This is a genomic window from Bradyrhizobium sp. UFLA05-89 (genome assembly GCF_059803475.1).
Window position 1 is genome coordinate 22,472 of the sequence record NZ_JBANBA010000036.1, and the last position, 17,549, is coordinate 40,020.

The 17,549-nt window shown below is 60.1% G+C and carries 15 protein-coding genes; 6 read left to right on the top strand and 9 right to left on the bottom strand.

What is annotated here, in order from left to right:
* Positions 1-197 precede the first annotated feature (197 nt).
* The 6 genes from SO139_RS20090 to hpaE form a co-directional block, all read right to left on the bottom strand.
* Positions 198-1,628 (bottom strand): FAD-binding oxidoreductase, encoded by a 1,431-nt coding sequence (locus tag SO139_RS20090; RefSeq protein WP_498540491.1) that lies wholly within the window; start codon positions 1,626-1,628, stop codon positions 198-200.
* Positions 1,628-2,863 carry an FAD-dependent monooxygenase gene (locus SO139_RS20095; protein WP_498540442.1) on the bottom strand — a complete coding sequence of 412 codons (1,236 nt, stop codon included), beginning with the start codon at positions 2,861-2,863 and terminating at the stop codon, positions 1,628-1,630. The genes SO139_RS20090 and SO139_RS20095 overlap by 1 nt, the downstream gene beginning before the upstream one ends.
* 282 nt (positions 2,864-3,145) lie before the next feature.
* Positions 3,146-4,006 carry an IclR family transcriptional regulator gene (locus tag SO139_RS20100; protein WP_498540443.1) on the bottom strand — a complete coding sequence of 287 codons (861 nt, stop codon included), beginning with the start codon at positions 4,004-4,006 and terminating at the stop codon, positions 3,146-3,148.
* A 185-nt stretch (positions 4,007-4,191) separates the two neighbouring features.
* Complete coding sequence (locus SO139_RS20105; protein WP_498540444.1) at positions 4,192-5,076, bottom strand: fumarylacetoacetate hydrolase family protein; 885 nt, start codon at positions 5,074-5,076, stop codon at positions 4,192-4,194.
* Between the two features lie 15 nt (positions 5,077-5,091).
* Positions 5,092-6,072: a 3,4-dihydroxyphenylacetate 2,3-dioxygenase gene (gene hpaD, locus SO139_RS20110; RefSeq protein WP_498540445.1), complete on the bottom strand. Its 981-nt coding sequence runs from the start codon at positions 6,070-6,072 to the stop codon at positions 5,092-5,094.
* Between the two features lie 12 nt (positions 6,073-6,084).
* On the bottom strand, positions 6,085-7,602 hold the full coding sequence (hpaE, locus tag SO139_RS20115) for a 5-carboxymethyl-2-hydroxymuconate semialdehyde dehydrogenase (protein ID WP_498540446.1): 1,518 nt from the start codon (positions 7,600-7,602) through the stop codon (positions 6,085-6,087).
* 225 nt (positions 7,603-7,827) lie between these two features.
* On the opposite strand from hpaE, the gene SO139_RS20120 reads away from it, so the two are divergent.
* Positions 7,828-8,745, top strand: coding sequence for a Bug family tripartite tricarboxylate transporter substrate binding protein (locus tag SO139_RS20120; protein WP_498540447.1), 918 nt, complete (start codon positions 7,828-7,830; stop codon positions 8,743-8,745).
* A gap of 11 nt (positions 8,746-8,756) precedes the next feature.
* Here SO139_RS20120 and SO139_RS20125 read toward each other — a convergent pair whose 3' ends face one another.
* A complete protein-coding gene (locus SO139_RS20125) occupies positions 8,757-10,190 on the bottom strand; it encodes an aldehyde dehydrogenase family protein (protein ID WP_498540448.1) in 1,434 nt (477 codons plus the stop codon).
* Positions 10,191-10,197: 7 nt separating this feature from the next.
* The gene (locus SO139_RS20130; protein ID WP_498540449.1) at positions 10,198-11,859 is read right to left on the bottom strand and encodes a thiamine pyrophosphate-dependent enzyme; all 1,662 of its coding nucleotides are present in this window, start codon (positions 11,857-11,859) and stop codon (positions 10,198-10,200) included.
* 203 nt (positions 11,860-12,062) lie between these two features.
* Between SO139_RS20130 and SO139_RS20135 the strand changes: the two genes are divergently transcribed.
* The 5 genes from SO139_RS20135 (at position 12,063) to SO139_RS20155 (ending at position 17,137) form a co-directional block, all read left to right on the top strand.
* The gene (locus tag SO139_RS20135; RefSeq protein ID WP_498540450.1) at positions 12,063-12,242 is read left to right on the top strand and encodes a hypothetical protein; all 180 of its coding nucleotides are present in this window, start codon (positions 12,063-12,065) and stop codon (positions 12,240-12,242) included.
* Between the two features lie 138 nt (positions 12,243-12,380).
* Positions 12,381-13,538: an ABC transporter substrate-binding protein gene (locus SO139_RS20140; protein WP_498540451.1), complete on the top strand. Its 1,158-nt coding sequence runs from the start codon at positions 12,381-12,383 to the stop codon at positions 13,536-13,538.
* 58 nt (positions 13,539-13,596) lie between these two features.
* Positions 13,597-14,637, top strand: coding sequence for a branched-chain amino acid ABC transporter permease (locus SO139_RS20145; RefSeq protein ID WP_498540452.1), 1,041 nt, complete (start codon positions 13,597-13,599; stop codon positions 14,635-14,637).
* A gap of 59 nt (positions 14,638-14,696) precedes the next feature.
* Positions 14,697-16,397 (top strand): branched-chain amino acid ABC transporter ATP-binding protein/permease, encoded by a 1,701-nt coding sequence (locus SO139_RS20150; protein ID WP_498540453.1) that lies wholly within the window; start codon positions 14,697-14,699, stop codon positions 16,395-16,397.
* Positions 16,394-17,137, top strand: a complete 744-nt coding sequence (locus SO139_RS20155) for an ABC transporter ATP-binding protein (protein ID WP_498540454.1) — start codon at positions 16,394-16,396, stop codon at positions 17,135-17,137. The genes SO139_RS20150 and SO139_RS20155 overlap by 4 nt, the downstream gene beginning before the upstream one ends.
* Before the next feature lie 29 nt (positions 17,138-17,166).
* Here the strand turns inward: SO139_RS20155 and SO139_RS20160 are convergent, their stop codons facing one another.
* Entirely contained in the window at positions 17,167-17,412 is a 246-nt protein-coding gene (locus SO139_RS20160; protein ID WP_498540455.1) for a hypothetical protein, read from the bottom strand.
* Between the last annotated feature and the right edge of the window lie 137 nt (positions 17,413-17,549).

Below are 17,549 nucleotides of genomic sequence, written 5' to 3' on the forward strand. Positions count from 1 at the left end.
GAATGGTCTCGCTGACCGATCGAACCGCTCGCTTCTTTCTCTTCCAATTGCCGCTTAGCTCTGACGGAAGTAATCCACCTCGAGGAACTACCAGAAGCGCGCTTCTTCCGTTCAAATATATGTCGTACATCGTCCTTCCCTCAACTTCACGCGAACTCGGACGGCCCTAGTGACTCTGACGCCTTGTCTGTGCGAGCCTAGGGGATCAATTTACCGGGGTTCATGATGCTTAATGGATCGAGCGCTGCTTTCACGCGACGCATTAGAGCAAGTTCGATGTCGCTCTTCTGATGCGATAGTTCCGATAAATGAAGTTGGCCAATGCCGTGCTCGGCACTAACCGTTCCGCCAAGCGACCAAACGATCGCGTTCGCGGCAGCTTCGATCTGCTTTCTCATGTCGACGAAATGGTTCGCGCCGCTCTCTTGCGGTTGGCAAGCACTATAATGAAGATTTCCATCTCCCAGGTGGCCAAACGCAAATGGCACAAAGCCCGGGAAAAGTTCGTCGATCGCCGATGTCAGACGATTATAGAGCTCGGGCACTTTTCCGATCGGAACGCAATAGTCGAAGCGAAAGGATGCTCCGAGGACCTTGTGTAGGTCTGAAAAAGAATCTCGGATCGTCCAGAGTTGGGCTTCTTGTGACATCGATTGAGAGAGAACCGCGTCCGTAATCAATCCCTCGTCCAGCGCGCGTGAGACAATATTCTCGAGCTTGTCTTGGACGGGCTCTCGACTACCAAGGCGGCAGAGCACGAACCAAGCGTCCCGCAGTTCTATCGGCGATCGACAATGCAAAAGCTCTTCGCAAGTGCGCCGGATTCCCATGGCGGGCATCAGTTCAATCGCCGCGAGTTCTCCTCCAGCCATCTCAAGCGCGAGATTGGCGAAGTCAGGAGCCGCGTCGAGCGAGACAAGGCTGACGAGAGCAGAAACGCTGGCCGCTTCAGCGGCGTGCAGCTTCAAAGAAGCCGCCGTCATAACGCCTAGTGTGCCCTCGGAACCGACAAAGAGCTGCTTGAGATCGAAACCGCTGTTGTCTTTGCGCAGATTCTTTAACCCGCACCACAGTTGCCCGTCAGGGAGAACAACCTCAACGCCCAAGGTCAGGTCTCGACAAGTGCCGTAGCGCACAACACCCATGCCGCCGGCGTTCGTGGCAAGTGCCCCGCCGATAGTTGCGCTGCCGCGGGCACCGAAATCCAGGCCGAAGTGGCGACTTTCGGCTCGAGCGGCCTCCTGGATCTGGGAGATGGTGCATCCCGCCTCGGCGACGATCGACCACGAACGCGGGTCGATCGACCTGATTCGGTTCAATCCGGTCGTACTAAGGACGATCGCGGGAGCCCCTTCGCCGGTAGGAACAGCACCACCGCAAAGGCTTGTATTTCCCCCCTGAGGTACAATCGCGCACCCAGCCTCATTGGCGGCGCGCACAACGGCTTGAACCTCCTCGACGCTTCGCGGGCGAGCGACAGCGATTGCTTCCCCTTGATACCACCCTCGGTAGTCCCGGGAGTTCGGACCCATCATGTCGTGATCTGTGACCAGCAATCCGGGGCGCGGCAGCGCGCGACCGAGCGCTTGCTGAACGATTGTTGTCCCCTCTCTTGATGCTGCTTTCATCAAGGCGCCACTCCGCTCGCGTTCGGTGGAACGCTGCTGGGCTCAAGCGGGCCGTCCACGGCGTCATAGCGGAAGAGCCAATCGTAACGATCGCGTACCTTTTGCTCGTTCCATTGTACCGTGACGTAGCGTTGCGCGTCCTCACGGTCGAGAAGGCGCTCATTGTGGAACAGGAGGCGGTTGCGGTCGGCCAGATCGACACAGCGGTTGGCGCGTCCGACTCGTGTGGCTTCAAAGGTTGCAATAGACTTTGGAATGTCCGACGCGAAGCCTTCGACGCAACGCGCCAATATCATGCCATCCTCGATGGCCATGACCGCGCCTTGGGCCATGAATGGCAGCATTGGATGTGCGGCGTCACCGATAAGGACGATCCTGCCACGCGACCATTGCTGGATCGGCTTCCGGCTCATCAAAGCCCACCGGTAATGGACTTCGATAGTGTCGATAAGCGCGTGAATGTCATCGTGCCAACCAGCAAAGTCCGCAGCGCATTCGGCCCGCTCGCCGCGAGCGGTCCAGGATTCGGTTTGCCATTCATTGCGCTCGACAACGCCAACGAAATTTATGAGCTCACCGCGGCGCAGAGGGTAGGTGACGACGTGGCGGCCCGGCCCTACCCAGTTAGCGCCAGTCGGGCGGCGCAAGCTCTCAGGCAGCGAAGACGCGGGAACCGTACCGCGCCAGGCAACGCAGCCCGTGAATACGGGATGTGAATCGCCAAACATGGCTGCGCGGACACGCGAATGAATTCCATCCGCCGCCACCAAGGCGGCTCCGGACACGCGTTCTCCGTCCGCGAGGATCGCCGCAGGTCGATCACCTTGAAGAACGTCCGCCACTTTCGCACCCAAACGGATCGCCGACGGGGCGATAGCGGTCACCGCGCGTGCAAGCAACATCTGCAAATCGCCGCGATGGAACATCAGATACGGGTATCCGTATTCGGCGATTGATGCGGCCCCGAGATCAAAGAGTGGCCAAGTCTCTCCGCTATTCCAAAGACGTATCTCTTTGGCTTGGGCTGCGACGGCAACACCTTCCATCGCGCCATCGAGCCCCAAATGGGAGAGAATGCGCGTCCCGTTAGGGCTGATCTGGACACCCGCGCCTGCTTCACGCAGTTCGTCGGCTTGTTCAAGTATCTCGACATCGAAACCCCGCCGCAGGAGCGCGAGTGCGGCAGTCAATCCACCAATACCAGCGCCGACGATAACGATTTTGCGATCGCCCATGCTTGGTCTCCCTCTAAGCGACGTAGACGGCAAGTTGAGTTGTCGCGGGCTGCGACTGAACTGCCCTTAGACTTAGGCTTCGGGTCTCGCTCGGGCGCGTCGAGTGGCTTGAGAGCCGCTCGCCCCGCTCAAGAGGACTTAGCCGATCGAGACAGCTGTGTCTATCAGATGAACACCATTCTCAAAAACATGGCCGGAAGGTGCCCCCTGCACGCAGCACCAGCGAGCAGGCTCCGGTCCTTACGGCCCGAGCCCAGTATCCGCGTCCAAGTTAGCTTTGAACTACGCTTTGACGGCCTTGCGACGCTTGATTGGCGTCACATCGGCTGTTTTCAAGTCGTCGTCCTGCGAGGGCGTCGCCGATGCTTGGGAGCCGAGAAGCGTTGATATCTTGTGACCCGCTTCTCGGATCAGCCTCGCAAACTCCGCAATCTTCTCTTCGCTTACGCGTGCCGCAGGACCGTAGAGGCCCACCGAACCGACGACATTTCCGCGATGATCAAAGTAGGGGGCGGCCACAGCGACAGCGCCGACAAATATCTCGCCGCGGCTGATCGTGTAGCCATTGTGGGCCGCAGAGCGAACGGCTTCTTCAAGGTTGCTGCGTTGAGCGTCCTTCGGCATCTCAGCCAAAAATTCTGCCTGGCGTTCTTGCGGCATGAAGGCAAGCAAAGCCTTACCCGTCGCACCTTGCGGGATCTTCATCGACGATCCGATTCCGCGACTGATGGCCAATACGTGACGGCTTTCGCACTCCAGAATGCAGATGCTGCGATCCTCTTCCAGCCTGAAGAGTGCCGAAGTCTCGCCCGTCGCGTCACGCAACTCCTCCAGAATAGGGCGGGCTACGTTGACGACATCAAGACCGCTGAGCCAGACGTGCGAGAGCTTCATCACACCGTGCGCGAGCTTGAAGCGCTGAGGATCGCCCTCAGCGTGGATCAATCCGCGGGTCGAAAGAGTGTGAAGCAGCCTGTACAGGGTCGGCCGGCTCAATCCGACGCGCTTCTGGATCTCAATGACGCTCATAGCCGGCTGATCGGCTGAAAAGCACTGCAAGATGGCAATCGCCCGATCCACGGCACGGACGCTGGACATGCCGGCGTCGGATTCGGTTGCCGCGATTTTTCGCTTCTTTGCCATCTGGCCTCTAGAATCTGGGAGTTGTGGTGGATTTCCCTTCTACAATACCGGTTGGCCCGGCCCGATAACAGCCCTTGCTAGCTTCTAGCGCTTGAAAACCTCAAAAAAGAGGGATTCGAGCCGGCGTCCGCTCTGCGGAACGCCGTCTCACGGCCTCCTCCCGAATTTAGGGGGAGGTTTATTTCTCAGATTTGAGTGGCCTCGTCGGCAATATTGTTCCGGAGCACTCCGATGCCATCCGCCTCGACTTCAACGACGTCGCCCGGGCGAAGCCAAACCGGCGGATTCAGTCGGGCACCAGCTCCGGTGGGAGTACCGGTGACAATGACGTCGCCCGGTACAAGCGTTGTGAAAGTCGAGATGTAATTGATGAGCTTCCGGAACGGGAAGATCATTCGGCTGGTGCGGTCCTCCTGACGGACCTCTCCGTTGACCCGCGTGACGAGGCGGATGTCGCCGATCTGGCTTTCGGCCTTGAAGGGGATCAGCCAAGGTCCGATAGAGCCAGTTCCATCAAAGTTCTTGCCCTGCGTCACATTGAACTTGGCGTGCCTCACCCAATCGCGGATCGTCCCTTCGTTGCACAGGGTGATAGCGGCGACGTGATCGAGGGCCTTCGCCTCCGGAATGCGACGGCCGGCTTGGCCAATCACAAGAACGACCTCGCCCTCGTAGTCCAATTGAGGGGACTCCGGTGGGCGGGTCAACGCCACGTTGTGCCCTACGAACGATCGGGGAAACCGGGGGAACAAGGAGGGATTCTGCGGAGCGGCCTGGCCGTCCTTGTACTCCTCATTACGGTCAGGGTAGTTGACGCCGACGCAAATGATCTTCTCGGGGTTTGGCACAGGGAGAAGGAATGTCACGTCGGACAAGGAAAAGTCTTCCGACTTCCCTGCGCCGGCCTCGACGAGCTTGTCGAGCGCGCCGGCCTCGATCACGTGGCGCAGGCTCGGCCAATTGGCCTCGAACCGACTCGACAGGTCGACAAAGCCCTTCTCGGTGATGACGCCGTAGCGCGTCTTCCCGTTTGCAAGGACAGTGGAAAGCCGCCCGTAACGAAATTCCATGTTCTGAGCTCCTTGTTAGGGCGCGACGATTGGCTGGGCAGCCAACACGGAATCCCGGACCTTGGCGTCGGCAAATTGGCTGCCTTCCTCGAACCAGGATTTCGGTGCGGGCGCGCCCCAGAGGGTTTGCCGCTGAGGATCCTTGAGATCCCACTTGATGGGCTCGAGGTCCGGATCAACCGTCTGATAATCCGAGCAGTAGATTTCGATCCGGTGCCCGTCCGGATCACGGATGTAAAGGAAGAACGCATTCGATATGCCGTGCCGGCCAGGACCGCGCTCGATGTTCTTCACCCATCCGGTCGTCGCCATCAGATCGCACAAGTCGATGATGTTGAGCGGCGTCGGGACCCAGAATGCGGTGTGATGGAGCCGCGGTCCACGACCGTTGGTAAACGCGATGTCGTGCACACCGCCCTTGCGGTGCGTCCAGGCTGCCCATAGCCGACCGCTTTCCTCGTCCTCCGTATATTCGGTCACGCGGAAGCCGATCTCGTTGTAGAAGGCGACGGACGCATCCACATCTGGTGAGAAACAATTGAAGTGGTCGATGCGCAGCGGTTTGACACCTTTGTAGAGAGCGTACTTTTGATGGATTGGCGGAAGCCGGTCCATCTTCGAATAGAACTCTAATGGGATGCCGTGAGGGTCTTTCGTGCGGAACGTACGCGACTGATAAGGACGCTCGACCCAGTCGACGGGCAAGTCTTTTCCCTTGAAGAAGTGGGCCGCCTTTTCAAGGTCTTCGTCGCCGAAGACCTTGAAACCGAGATCCCTCGCCACCGCAGCAGAGCTCTTCTTCAGGACGATGCAGTGATGGCCGCGCTCCTCCATGGCACGCAGATAGATCGTATCCGACGTCTCATCGGTGACCTGAAGTCCCAAGGTGTCGACGTAGAAGGCGCGAGACTTGGCCAGGTCGGTGACAGCCAGTTCGACGTGGCTCAGGCGAAGGATATTGAAGGGCGGATAAAGGACGGGAGCGGGAATCGGCATAGTTGTCTCCTATCAGCGGGCGAGTTTCTGGATTGAATGTTCGGTGGTTGCGAAAGCGACGTTCTTGGTCTCCATGTAAAAATCGAAAGACCAGTCGCCGCCATCTCGACCAACACCGGAATTCTTCAGGCCACCAAACGGGGTCGGCAAATGACGGACATTCTCGGAGTTCACCCAAATCATGCCGGCCTGCAGGCCGCTGGTGAACCGGAAGGCGCGCGTGATGTCGGAGGTCCAGAGATATCCTGTGAGGCCGTATTGCGTATCGTTGGCGATCTGAAGCGCGTCGGCTTCGTTCTTGAACGATATTGCACTCAGGACGGGTCCAAAGATCTCTTCCTGCGCGATACGCATATCGTTGGTCACGTTCGTGAACAACGTCGGCGAGACGTAGCAGCCTCCGCCTGGTCCAGCGACCTTTTCACCGCCTGCCGACAGTTTCGCGCCGCCACCTTTGCCGATCTCGATGTATTCGAGAACCTTCTTCTCGTGCACCGGATGAATCAGCGGGCCGACCACGGTTTTCGGATCGAGCGGATGACCAACGGGAATGCGCTTGGCGCGATCGGCGATCATCGAGGTGAACTTTTCGTAGATTGATTCTTCCACGAGCAGGCGGGAGGACGAGGTGCAGCGCTCACCGTTCAGCGAATAGATCATGAAGGCGGCGGCATCGGCGGCGCGCTCAAGATCCGCGTCGGCAAAGACGATGACAGGGTTCTTTCCGCCGAGTTCGAAATGCACGCGCTTCAGCGTATCCGCACCCTGCTTCATGATCAGCGAGCCCGTCCGGCTTTCTCCAACGAAGCCGATCGCCTTGATGTCCGGATGCTCCGTGAGTGCTTTGCCCGCATCCTCGCCGAAGCCGTTGACCAGGTTCCAAACGCCGGGTGGCAAGCCGGCTTCTTCGGCGATCTCGACAAGGAGCCGCGCCGTCAGCGGCGAGAACTCGGCAGGCTTGTGGACGATCGTGCAGCCCGCGGCCAGGGCAGGGGCGATCTTCCAGGTCGACAGCATGAAGGGCGTGTTCCAAGGCGTGATAATGCCGACCGGGCCGATTGGCTGGCGTGTCGTCATGTTGATCTGACCTGGCGCATGCAGAGTGCTGCCATCGCGCGCCTCTGGCGCACGGTCGGCAAAGAAGCGGAAGTTTTCCGCGCCACGCAAGGCGGCCTTGGCCATGAACTTCAACGACTGGCCCGTGTCCATGCATTCAACGAACGCGATTTCCTCGGCGCGCGCGACGATTGCGTCTGCGACTTTGTGCAGCAATGCCTTGCGCTTTTCGCCATCGAGTGCAGCCCAGGCAGGGAAGGCTGCTTTTGCGGCTACTGCCGCGCGGTCGATGTCGGCGGCTTTGCCGTGCGCGACCTTGCCGAGGCTTTTGAGATCGACGGGAGACGTCGTGTCGAACGTCTGGCCATCGAGGGCTGGCACCGCTTTGCCGTTGATGTGGTTGAGGACGCCGCCAGTCTCAAAACGGGCGAGGTATTTCTCGGCTTTAAGAAGATTAGCTTCGAGGTCCGACATCTTTGGGTTCCTTGATTGAGCTCCGAGATCGACGATCCGGCTCAAATATATTTAACATGTTAAGTAGTCAAACACGGGAGGGCCAGGACAGCCTTGCAGAGGCGCCTCTTGACTCGATACTGCCATTCCATAAAAATGACAATGATGTCCATCTAATGGACACATTAAGAATTTGGAGGTTGAGGGATGCTTTCGAGGCGAGAAGTAATGGTGGGAGTGATCGCGGTGGCTACGTCACCGGCGTTGGCCAATGTGACGAGTCCTGTGACGATCGTCGTCCCCTTTGCACCGGGCGCTTCTGCCGACGGCATTGCGCGAATGCTCGGCAACTACCTGACGGACAGCCTGAAAACGACAATCGTGATCGACAATCGGGCCGGCGGTGGCGGCGCAGTGGGCCTGATGGCTGTTTCGCGGGCCGGCGCTGATGGCGGCACCATCGGGATCGGCGCCACGGGCGCCATCACGATCAATCCACACGTGGAGGGAGCCCCTCCATTTGACCCGCTCAAGCAGCTCACGGCGATTGCCAAGCTCGTCGACATCCCGCTCGTCCTGGTGGCGAGCCCTGCCACTGGATTGAAAACGATCGACGATGTTGTGGCGAAATCCAAGGCGAGCCCGCAAGGGCTAAGCTTTGGATCGACCGGCATCAATTCATCTCAGCATCTTTCGATCGAGGTGCTGAAGCAAATGACTGGCGCCAATCTGACGCACGTTCCTTACCGCGGGAGCGCGCCGGCGACGACCGACCTGCTCGGCGGGCAATTGCCTCTGGCCTGCGTGGACCTCACCTCTGTCTCGGAGCAAATCAAGGCGGGGGCTGTCGTTCCGATCGGTGTCACCGCGGGAAAGCGATATGCGATCGCGCCCAATATCCCCACGTTCGCGGAGCAGGGTCTGAATGGGTTCGACGTGCCGGCCTGGCTTGGCCTGTTTGGTCCGGCAACGCTGTCCGCCGAGGCGGTCGAGTCGTTCTCCACGGCTTCGGAGAAGGCCATGGCCGACAAGGATGTGGTGACGCGCGTGGAGAATCTTTCGTGCCAGCCAGCGTTCCTCGGGCCCAAGCTCTTCGCGAACTTCCTGAGCGAGCAGTCCGGAAAGATGAAGTCGCTCGTCAAGCTTGCTGAGGGGACGAAGTAGCCCCTCATGGGTCATGCGTCGGGGGCAGGGCGGGCACCGTGAATGGCCCGGTACTGCAAGAATTCTTCGACGCCGAAGCGGCCGTTTTCGCGGCCAAACCCGGACTTCTTGAAACCTCCGAAGGGAGCCAAGAAGTTTTGGGGGGCCCCATTAAGGCTCACCTGGCCGGTTCGGAGCGCGCTGGCAACGCGCAGCGCGCGCTCGTTGTCTCTACTCCAAACACTGCCGGAGAGACCGTAGGACGAGGCATTGGCAATCGCGCACGCCTCCGCATCGTCTTCGTAGGGGATGATCGACAATACCGGCCCAAAGATCTCCTCCCGGGCAATCGTCATCGACGGGTGCACGTTTGAAAATACCGTCGGCTCGACAAAGTAACCTTTGGCCGGCTTTGCGTTACGCTCCGTGGCTTCGAGTGAGCGAGCTCCCTCGAGCCGCCCGCGGGCAATGTGATCCGTCACGCGCCCCAATTGTCTGGCGGTCGCGACCGGGCCCATTCGCGTGGCTTCTTTCAGAGGATCGCCTAGCGTCCAGCTCGTCATCGCTTCACGGCAAAGCTGTTCGATATCGGAAAGCGCTCCTCGCGGCACGAGCATACGCGATTGCGCGACGCAGGTCTGACCGCTGTTGGCGAAACAGGACGTCAGGACGGCCGGAATAGCATTTTCGAGCGGCGCATCATTGAGAATGATCGCCGCTGATTTACCTCCAAGCTCGAGGACGACGCGCTTGCCATCTCGACCCGCAGCTTCTGCGACAGCCATCCCGACTGTCTCGGAACCGGTGAAGCTCAGCATATCGATGTCAGGGTGGCTGCTAAGCGCTGCACCGATTTCCGCTCCGCCCCAGATCATGTTGAAAACGCCGGGCGGCAGGCCGCCTGCTACAAGCGCGTCAGCGAACAGGACGGCCGTAGAAGGAGCAGTCTCGCTCGGTTTCAGGACCACCGTGCAGCCGGCGGCGAATGCGGCAACGACTTTCGCCACAATCTGATGGAGGGGCGCATTCCAAGGCGTGATTGCGCCGACGACGCCGACTGGTACACGGCTGACCAGGGACGCGCCCATGTACTCGCTCCAATCCATGGTCCGGATCGAGTCTACCGCGACGGCCCCGTTGCGGAGCGGCATGGGAATTTGCAGAAGCCGGCCAAACCAAACCGGTACCCCAATTTCCTGCGCCATGGATTGGACGAATGAATCGGTTCGGGCCTCGATCTCATTGAGGCAGCGCTCGAGAATTGCGGCTCGAGTTTCGACCGGGGTCGAACTCCAGCGCGGGAAGGCCTTTGCGGCAGCTTGCGCTGCGGTATCCACGTCTTCCCGCGATCCGTGAAGGACGACCGCGCATTCGCTTTCGCTTGTGGGATCGATGACCGGGGTGCGACCCGCGCCAGCAGCCTTCGTCCACTTCCCGTCAATGAAATTGCAATCGAACCTGGTCATTCGAGCCTCACGGATTGATCACTTTGGTCGGATCCGGCGCCTGTCGGCCCGACGCGAATGGCGGAGGGACAAGTCGAAGCAGATGCCAAGGGCTAGGCATTGGCGCGACGCGAGCCTCGACCAGAACCGGTCCGCCCCCGCGAGGGCGCGATTTCAGCAAAGCGAGAAGTTGATGAGGCCCATCGGCGCGCTCGTATGGAATATCGAAGGCCGCGGCGAGATGATCGTATTTGGGATTCTGAAGTTCGACTCCGAACTCTTTGCCGAACTGATCTTGCTGCATCTTTCTGACGTTGCCGAAGTGGCCATCATTGAAAATGACGATAGCGATGTTCAGGTTGTATTTGCGGGCGGTGGCGAGCTCTTGAAGATTCCAGCCAAAGCCGCCATCGCCATTAATGCTGACGACGGCGCGCTCAGGGTTCGCGACTGCCGCGCCGAGAGCTGTGGGAAATCCGTAACCAAGTGTGCCCTGATAGCCGGGAGTGATGAAGGTATTGGGCTCGTAGACGGGGTAAGCCAGGCGGGCGAAATAGCCGACCTGCGTGAGCTCGTTGACCAGGATGCCGTCGTCAGGAATGCCTTCGCGAAGCGCCCTTACCCACGCACCTTGCGGCTCGATCTCGGCCATCTGCGCAGTCGCCCAAGCGCGCACTTTGCTGAGGTCGACTGCGAGGGAAGGGCGCTTGGAGCTCGCTTCCTCGAGCGCTCGCAGCGCCGTCGCGCAGTCGCACTCCAGGGCAATGTCGCACTGACGGGGAGCGCTCCACGCGGCAGGGTCCAGATTGATGTAGATGAAGGTCTTGCCATCTCCCGGCCAGGCGGGCTTGCCCATGGCCGTATCGACGAACCGGCTACCGACAACGAGCACCACGTCCGCGTGGGGAAACACAGCCCGGCCATCTAGCGTGTTCAAGGCCAGGGGATGCCGATCAGACAGGGCGCCGCGGCCATTCTCGCCCATGATGACCGGGGTTTGGAGCTTCTCTGCGAAGGATTTGAGGGCGCTCGACGCACGGCCGGCGAGAGCGCCGCCGCCAACATAGACGATGGGGAACTTGGCTCGCGCCAGCAGTTTGGCCGCACGCTCGATCTGCTTGCTATCCGCAACCAAAGCAGGAGAGGCGGAGGGAGCCAACTGATCGACGTCGACCTTTGCGCTCAGGACGTCGTGAGGGATCTCGATCCCAACGGGCTGCGGCCGGCCGCTCTCCAGTTCGCGGAAGGCGGAGCGGACGAGGTTCGGAACGTCTTGCGGTCGGTCCGCTCGGCTGTGCCATTTCGTCACGGTTTCGAGGATTGAGGACTGCCTGTTGACCTCGTGGAGCAAGCCGAGGCCCTTGCCGACTGCCGAAGAGTGAATGTCGCCGGAGATGCAAAGGACGCGAGAGTTGCAGGCGTAGGCGGTCGACAGGCCAGCCATGGCATTGAGAAGGCCTGGCCCGGGGACAACCATGCAGATACCCGCCGAATTCGACGTGCGCGCATATCCGTCAGCCATGTAAGACGTTGCCTGCTCGTGCCGGGGGACGATGTAGCTGATAGCATTGGCGACCTTGCGCAATCCGTCCACGGCCCAGTCAAGCTGAACGCCGGGAACACCGAAGACGTGTTTGACGCCCTCTTGAACGAGTTGGTTCGCCAACGCTTCTCCGCCTGTCTGCTGCATTGTCTCTCACTTTCTTGTCGGCCAGAGCTACTAGGCGCCTGGCGGAACGCTGCGATCAGCCGCCGTTATACGCATTTTGCAATCTTCGTCCACGGAGCGGACATCCTAGCCGCCGTCCAAATGCACGGGTTGACGGCCTTCATTATGTCGGTGTAAGGAATTTGGACATTGTGTCCGCCTGACGGACATTGGGAGGATACAAGATGTTTGTGCGGAAGCGCGAACGCGACCATTTGGTGGCGCTGTTCCCCGCTGCGACGCAGAAGCCGTCCGGGACGATCGCTGAGCCTGCGGCGATCAAGGAGCCTGGCGCGCTGGATTCGCCAATTGCCATTGTGGCGATCAGCCTGTGTCAGCCGAACCGACCTGAGCCGGAGTGTTGATTCTCCGCGAGCCATACGCGGCGGCCTGGATCGTCTCCCGTTGTGAGGTGGCCCAGTCGAGTTGTTCGAGCAATTGACGCCCGCCACCCCCTCTCAATCCAACCCAAGCAAACACTCGAAAGGTAAAGGGAGAAACGCATGAAGAAATTCTTATGGCCGACGGTGGCCGCGATTGCCGCGTTCGCCGTCAACCCCGCCAACGCGGAAGTCAAGATTGGTGTCATCCTTTCGTTGACCGGACCGGCGGCTTCACTGGGCATTCCAGAGAAGAACAGCGTCGACCTCATGCCGCGCAACTTCAATGGCGAGCCCGTCCGTTACATCATCCTCGACGACGCGAGTGACCCGGCTACCGCCGTCAAGTCGGCGCGCAAGCTCATTGATGAAGAGAAGGTCGACGCGATTATCGGGCCAAGCACGACGCCCGCATCTTTGGCGATCCTTGAAGTGATTGGGCCGGCCAAGACCCCGATGGTCAGCGCAGCCGGCTCGAAGGTGATTGCCTATCCATCGACCGGAAACAAGGCATGGTCCTATGTTCTATCGCTCACCGAAGAGTCCCAGGGGATCTATGCCTTTCAGCGGATGAAGGAAGGTGGCAAGAAATCGGTGGCGTTCCTGGGTTTCAATGACTCGTTCGGAGAAGCCTTCCTAAGCGAGATGCGCAAGCTCGCCGCGAAATTCGACATCAAGGTCGTCGCTGACGAACGGTTCGATCGCACGGACACGAGCGTTGTCGCGCAGGTGCTGCGGGTCGTCAGCGCCAACCCCGACGCCGTGTTTCTCGCCGCATCGGGAACGCCCGCCGTTGCCCCGATCGCTGAATTGAAGAAAGTGAACTACAAGGGAGACATCTACAGCAGCGGCGCCGTTGCAAACTCGGACTTCCTCCGCGTCGGCGGTGCTCAAGTTGAAGGTCTCTTTGTAGGAACGGCCGCGATCATCGTGGCGGAGCAGTTGCCGGACGGCAATCCGATCAAGGCCTCGGCCCTGAAATACGCGCAGCTCTACGAAGCCAAATACGGGCCGAACTCCCGCACCCTCTTTGGCGCATTGGCGTGGGATGCCGGCGGCCTGGTCGCACATGCGAGCACCGAAGTGTTGAAGGCCGGTATTCACCCGGGCACGCCCGAATTCCGCTCGGCCCTCCGGGATGCGCTCGAGAAAGTCCAGGACTTCGCAGGTGCCCAGGCGATCTACTCAATGACCAAGGAAGATCACAACGGCACAGACGTGCGGTCCGCAGCCCTGCTGCAGATCAAGGATGGCAAATGGGTCTACGTACCTTCCAAGTGACGATTGCGGGACGCGTTTTTCGAGCGCGTCCCGTCTCTCTCGTCCAAGAGCTGCAGGCATGAATAGCTTTATCGCGATACTTCTCTCTCAGGATGCGCTCACGGTCGGAGCCATCTACGGTCTAGTGGCCGTCGCATTGGTCATCATCTTCTCCGTCACACGTGTCATCTTCGTCCCGCAAGGAGAGCTGATCGCGTTTGCCGGGATGACGTTGGCCTCCATTCAGGGCGGGCAGGCAGCTCCGACGACGTGGCTGGTGCTGATTGGTGGCCTGGCCGTTGCGAGTCTCGAGCTCGGCGCCTACCTGCTCGGAGACCGGCGCCGCTCGCGCCTCACGAACGCCTCGATGTACGGCGTCGGCGCTATCGCGATCTTTCTCATCGGACGAGCAGTTGCAGGTACGCCGATCGTCGGCATCGGCTCGATCATGTTGACTCTCCTGATCGTGGTTCCTCTCGCGCCGATCGTCTTCAAGCTTGCATTCGAGCCGCTCGGAAATGCGTCTGTGCTGGTCAAGCTGATGCTGGCCGTTGCGGTGCATTTCGCGCTTCTGGGATTGGCGCTGGTGCTGTTCGGCGCGGAGGGTGCCCGAACCCGGGCGACCTTCCCTGGGCAGCTCTCGGTCGCCGGCTACAGCCTCTCCCAACAGTCGCTTTTCGTCATCGTGGCGACGGTCGTTCTGATGGGGCTGACCGCAGCCTTCTTTGGCAAGACGTTGGCCGGCAAATCGCTTCGGGCAACAGCCGTGAACCTGACGGGGGCGCGCATCGTGGGCGTTCGGCCGGCGAAGTCCGGCAGTATCGCATTCCTGCTCGCCGGAGCGATCGGGGTCGTGTCGGGAGTTCTGATCTCGCCTATTGTGACCATCTACTACGATAGCGGTCTTCTGATTGGGCTTAAGGGATTCATTGCCGCAATCGTCGGCGGACTTGTCTCTTATCCGCTCGCTGTGCTTGGCGCCGTGAGTATCGGCTTCATCGAGACGTTTTCTGCGTTCTACGCCAGCAACTACAAGGATGCCATCGTCTTCGCCCTGATCATTCCGATCCTGATCGCGCGGAGCCTGACGACGACACACGTCGAGGAGCACGAAGAGTGACGATCCGGTCTATATTCATCGCACTGTTCTGCCTCGCTGTTCTGGTTCTCCCGGCCCTGGTGCCCGCCTATCAGGTGACGGTGCTGAACTACATCGGCATGTGGAGCCTCATCGCGCTCGGTCTCGTTCTGCTCACGGGCGTTGGAGGTCTCACCTCGTTCGGACAAGCCGCATTTGCCGGGGTCGGTGCCTATTCCACCGCCTACCTGACGACAGCCTGGGGGCTGTCGCCCTGGCTGACTCTGCCGATCAGTTTGCTCGCCTGCTGCGCGCTCGCTCTGTTCCTGGGTCTGATCACAGAGCGACTTCAGGGACATTTCCTCGCGTTGTCGACGATCGCGTGGAGCCTGAGCCTGTACTTTTTTATCGGGACGGTTGCCTCGCTTGGCGGCCGGGACGGACTAACCGGCTTGCCGTCCGTCTCGGTTCTGGGATACGAACTGTCGGACCCGAGGAGCTATTGCTATCTCATTTGGGCAGGCGTGATCCTTGGTCTGGTCAGTGTTCATAATCTGCTCGAATCTCGCGTCGGGCGCGCCGTGCGTATGCTGCGAACGCGATCCACCATGGCCGAAGCGTTCGGGGTGAACACATCCTGGTTGCGGACTGTCATCTTTACGCATGCAGCCATGCTCGCCGGCCTGTCCGGTTGGCTATTCGCTCATTTGACCCGGTTCGTCGGGACTGCCCCGTTCGGCATAAATGCGTCCATGGAAGCGCTGTTCATGGCTGTCCTCGGAGGGGCCTCCAGCATCTGGGGCGCTGTCGTCGGCGCCGCGTTCATCACGTTGCTGAGGGATCGCATCGAAGACGTGTTTTCGTCTGTTTTTGGCTCGGCTGGAGCAGCCTCGATCATTGCCTTCGGCGTCCTGATGGTCCTCGTGCTGCAGCGCGCCCGCACCGGCGTGGTGCCTCTAATAGCGAAACTCCTACCGCCACCGCCGCCGCGACGACTTGATCCATCGAGCGCCGGTTTTGATCGCAGGACTCAACCTCCCAAGGCTCAAACTCTCCTGGAGCTTGACGGCGTCACGCGTCGTTTCGGCGGTCTGGTCGCGGTCAACAAAGTCTCGTTTTCGGTCAAGGCGGGCGAAATCCTCGGTGTGATCGGTCCGAACGGCGCAGGTAAATCAACCCTGTTCAACCTGCTGTCTGGCGTTCTCTCACCGAGCGATGGCGCCATACGCCTGCTCGGGAAACGCATCGATCACATGGCGTCGCGCGCCATCGCGACTCTAGGGCTCGCTCGTACGTTTCAGCACGTGCTTCTCCGCTCCGATATGTCGGCACTCGAGAACGTTGCCGTCGGCGCTCATCTACGTTCGCGCGCCGGCTTCTTTTCTGCACTCCTAAGGCTCGACCGGCGTGAAGAAGCGCAGATCTTTGCGGAGGCCTCGAAGCAATTGGAGCGCGTCGGGCTCGGCAAACATATGCATCAAACGGCTGGCAGCCTGGCGCTCGGACAGCAGCGAATTCTGGAGATTGCGCGGGCACTTGCGGCGGATCCTCTTCTGCTATTGCTGGACGAGCCCGCCGCAGGGCTGCGGCACCTGGAGAAGGAGGCATTGGCGGCCGTATTGTCTCAACTGCGCGCGGAAGGCGTAAGCATACTCATCGTCGAGCACGACATGGATTTCGTGATGAACCTGGTCGACCGTCTCGTAGTGATGGATTTCGGCACGATGATTGCGACAGGTCTGCCGTCGGAAATCCAGGTCGATCCGCGCGTCCAAGAGGCCTATCTGGGGATCCCCGCATGACAGCGTTGCTGCAGATCGAGAACCTGAGCGTTTCCTACGGGAGGGTCGAGGCGGTCCGCGAGATCAGCATCGATGTCCCGTCAGGATCCATCGTGACGGTTATTGGCCCGAATGGAGCGGGCAAGACGACGCTGCTGAATGCCGTTCTCGGGCTTTTGCCGCGGCGGGGCGTCGTTCGCTACCAGGGCAACGAGTTGAAGAATGGAGACGTGGAAACCGCTGTCGAAACCGGCCTCTGTCTGGTCCCCGAACAACGGGAGCTTTTCGGGGAAATGAGCGTCGCCGACAATCTCGTACTCGGATCTTACGTCCGATCATTGAGTAGGGCGGAACGGACCCGCGAATTGGAGGCGATCTACGACCGCTTCCCGAGGCTCAGAGAACGACATTCACAGTTGGCATCGACGCTATCAGGTGGCGAGCGTCAGATGTTGGCTATTGCAAGAGCGCTCATGAGCAAACCGAAGCTGCTCATGCTCGACGAACCGAGTCTGGGCTTGGCACCGTTGATCGTCCGCGAGATGTTCAAGATCATCGCAGATCTGCGTAAACTCGGTGTATCCATCCTGCTTGTTGAACAGAATGCTCGAGCGGCGCTTGAGGCTGCCGACTATGCCTACGTGCTCGAGCGCGGCACCGTGTCCATGCAGGGGGAAGCCCGAACATTGGCGGGCGATCCTCAACTGGTTGCGAGTTATCTCGGCAAGGCCTCCAAGTCCGTAACAGAAGTGAGCGCTTAGCGCGCTGCATGCCGCCATCTCGCCGGACGTCAGCGCGGTGGGTAGAGGTGCACACCGACGGCAGCCATCGCAAGTCCGGCTGATACACTTGCGATCTCGAATCCGCCGCGGGCGAACGGAGCTACCTTGCCGAGGTCTCCGCCAGAAAGATCGCTCAAGCGCGTGCCGATGCCCGATGATGGCTGGACCCAATCGCCGATCGGCAGAGTGTGAACCTGCATGCCGGTCGAATGCCAGAAAGTCCGCTCGTCGGTGAAGAAGGCCGTGTTTCTCATAGCAGCTGTGTCCGGTGATCCTCGTCGCCTCGGCGTCGTCGAGGCCGGGAGTCGTAATGCGCAGGGACCAGGAAAAAACCGTTCAATTGAACGGGCCGACACGGTGGGTTCCGGCACCCTCGGGAAAGGGGGGACGC

Coding starts and splice junctions, on each gene's coding strand:
- SO139_RS20100 (WP_498540443.1), bottom strand. CDS start 4,006: ATGGCAAAGAAGCGAAAAATCGCGGCAACCGAATCCGACGCCGGCATG.
- SO139_RS20135 (WP_498540450.1), top strand. CDS start 12,063: ATGTTTGTGCGGAAGCGCGAACGCGACCATTTGGTGGCGCTGTTCCCC.
- hpaE (WP_498540446.1), bottom strand. CDS start 7,602: ATGTCGGACCTCGAAGCTAATCTTCTTAAAGCCGAGAAATACCTCGCC.
- SO139_RS20125 (WP_498540448.1), bottom strand. CDS start 10,190: ATGACCAGGTTCGATTGCAATTTCATTGACGGGAAGTGGACGAAGGCT.
- SO139_RS20155 (WP_498540454.1), top strand. CDS start 16,394: ATGACAGCGTTGCTGCAGATCGAGAACCTGAGCGTTTCCTACGGGAGG.
- SO139_RS20140 (WP_498540451.1), top strand. CDS start 12,381: ATGAAGAAATTCTTATGGCCGACGGTGGCCGCGATTGCCGCGTTCGCC.
- hpaD (WP_498540445.1), bottom strand. CDS start 6,072: ATGCCGATTCCCGCTCCCGTCCTTTATCCGCCCTTCAATATCCTTCGC.
- SO139_RS20105 (WP_498540444.1), bottom strand. CDS start 5,076: ATGGAATTTCGTTACGGGCGGCTTTCCACTGTCCTTGCAAACGGGAAG.
- SO139_RS20090 (WP_498540491.1), bottom strand. CDS start 1,628: ATGAAAGCAGCATCAAGAGAGGGGACAACAATCGTTCAGCAAGCGCTC.
- SO139_RS20160 (WP_498540455.1), bottom strand. CDS start 17,412: ATGAGAAACACGGCCTTCTTCACCGACGAGCGGACTTTCTGGCATTCG.
- SO139_RS20145 (WP_498540452.1), top strand. CDS start 13,597: ATGAATAGCTTTATCGCGATACTTCTCTCTCAGGATGCGCTCACGGTC.
- SO139_RS20130 (WP_498540449.1), bottom strand. CDS start 11,859: ATGCAGCAGACAGGCGGAGAAGCGTTGGCGAACCAACTCGTTCAAGAG.
- SO139_RS20095 (WP_498540442.1), bottom strand. CDS start 2,863: ATGGGCGATCGCAAAATCGTTATCGTCGGCGCTGGTATTGGTGGATTG.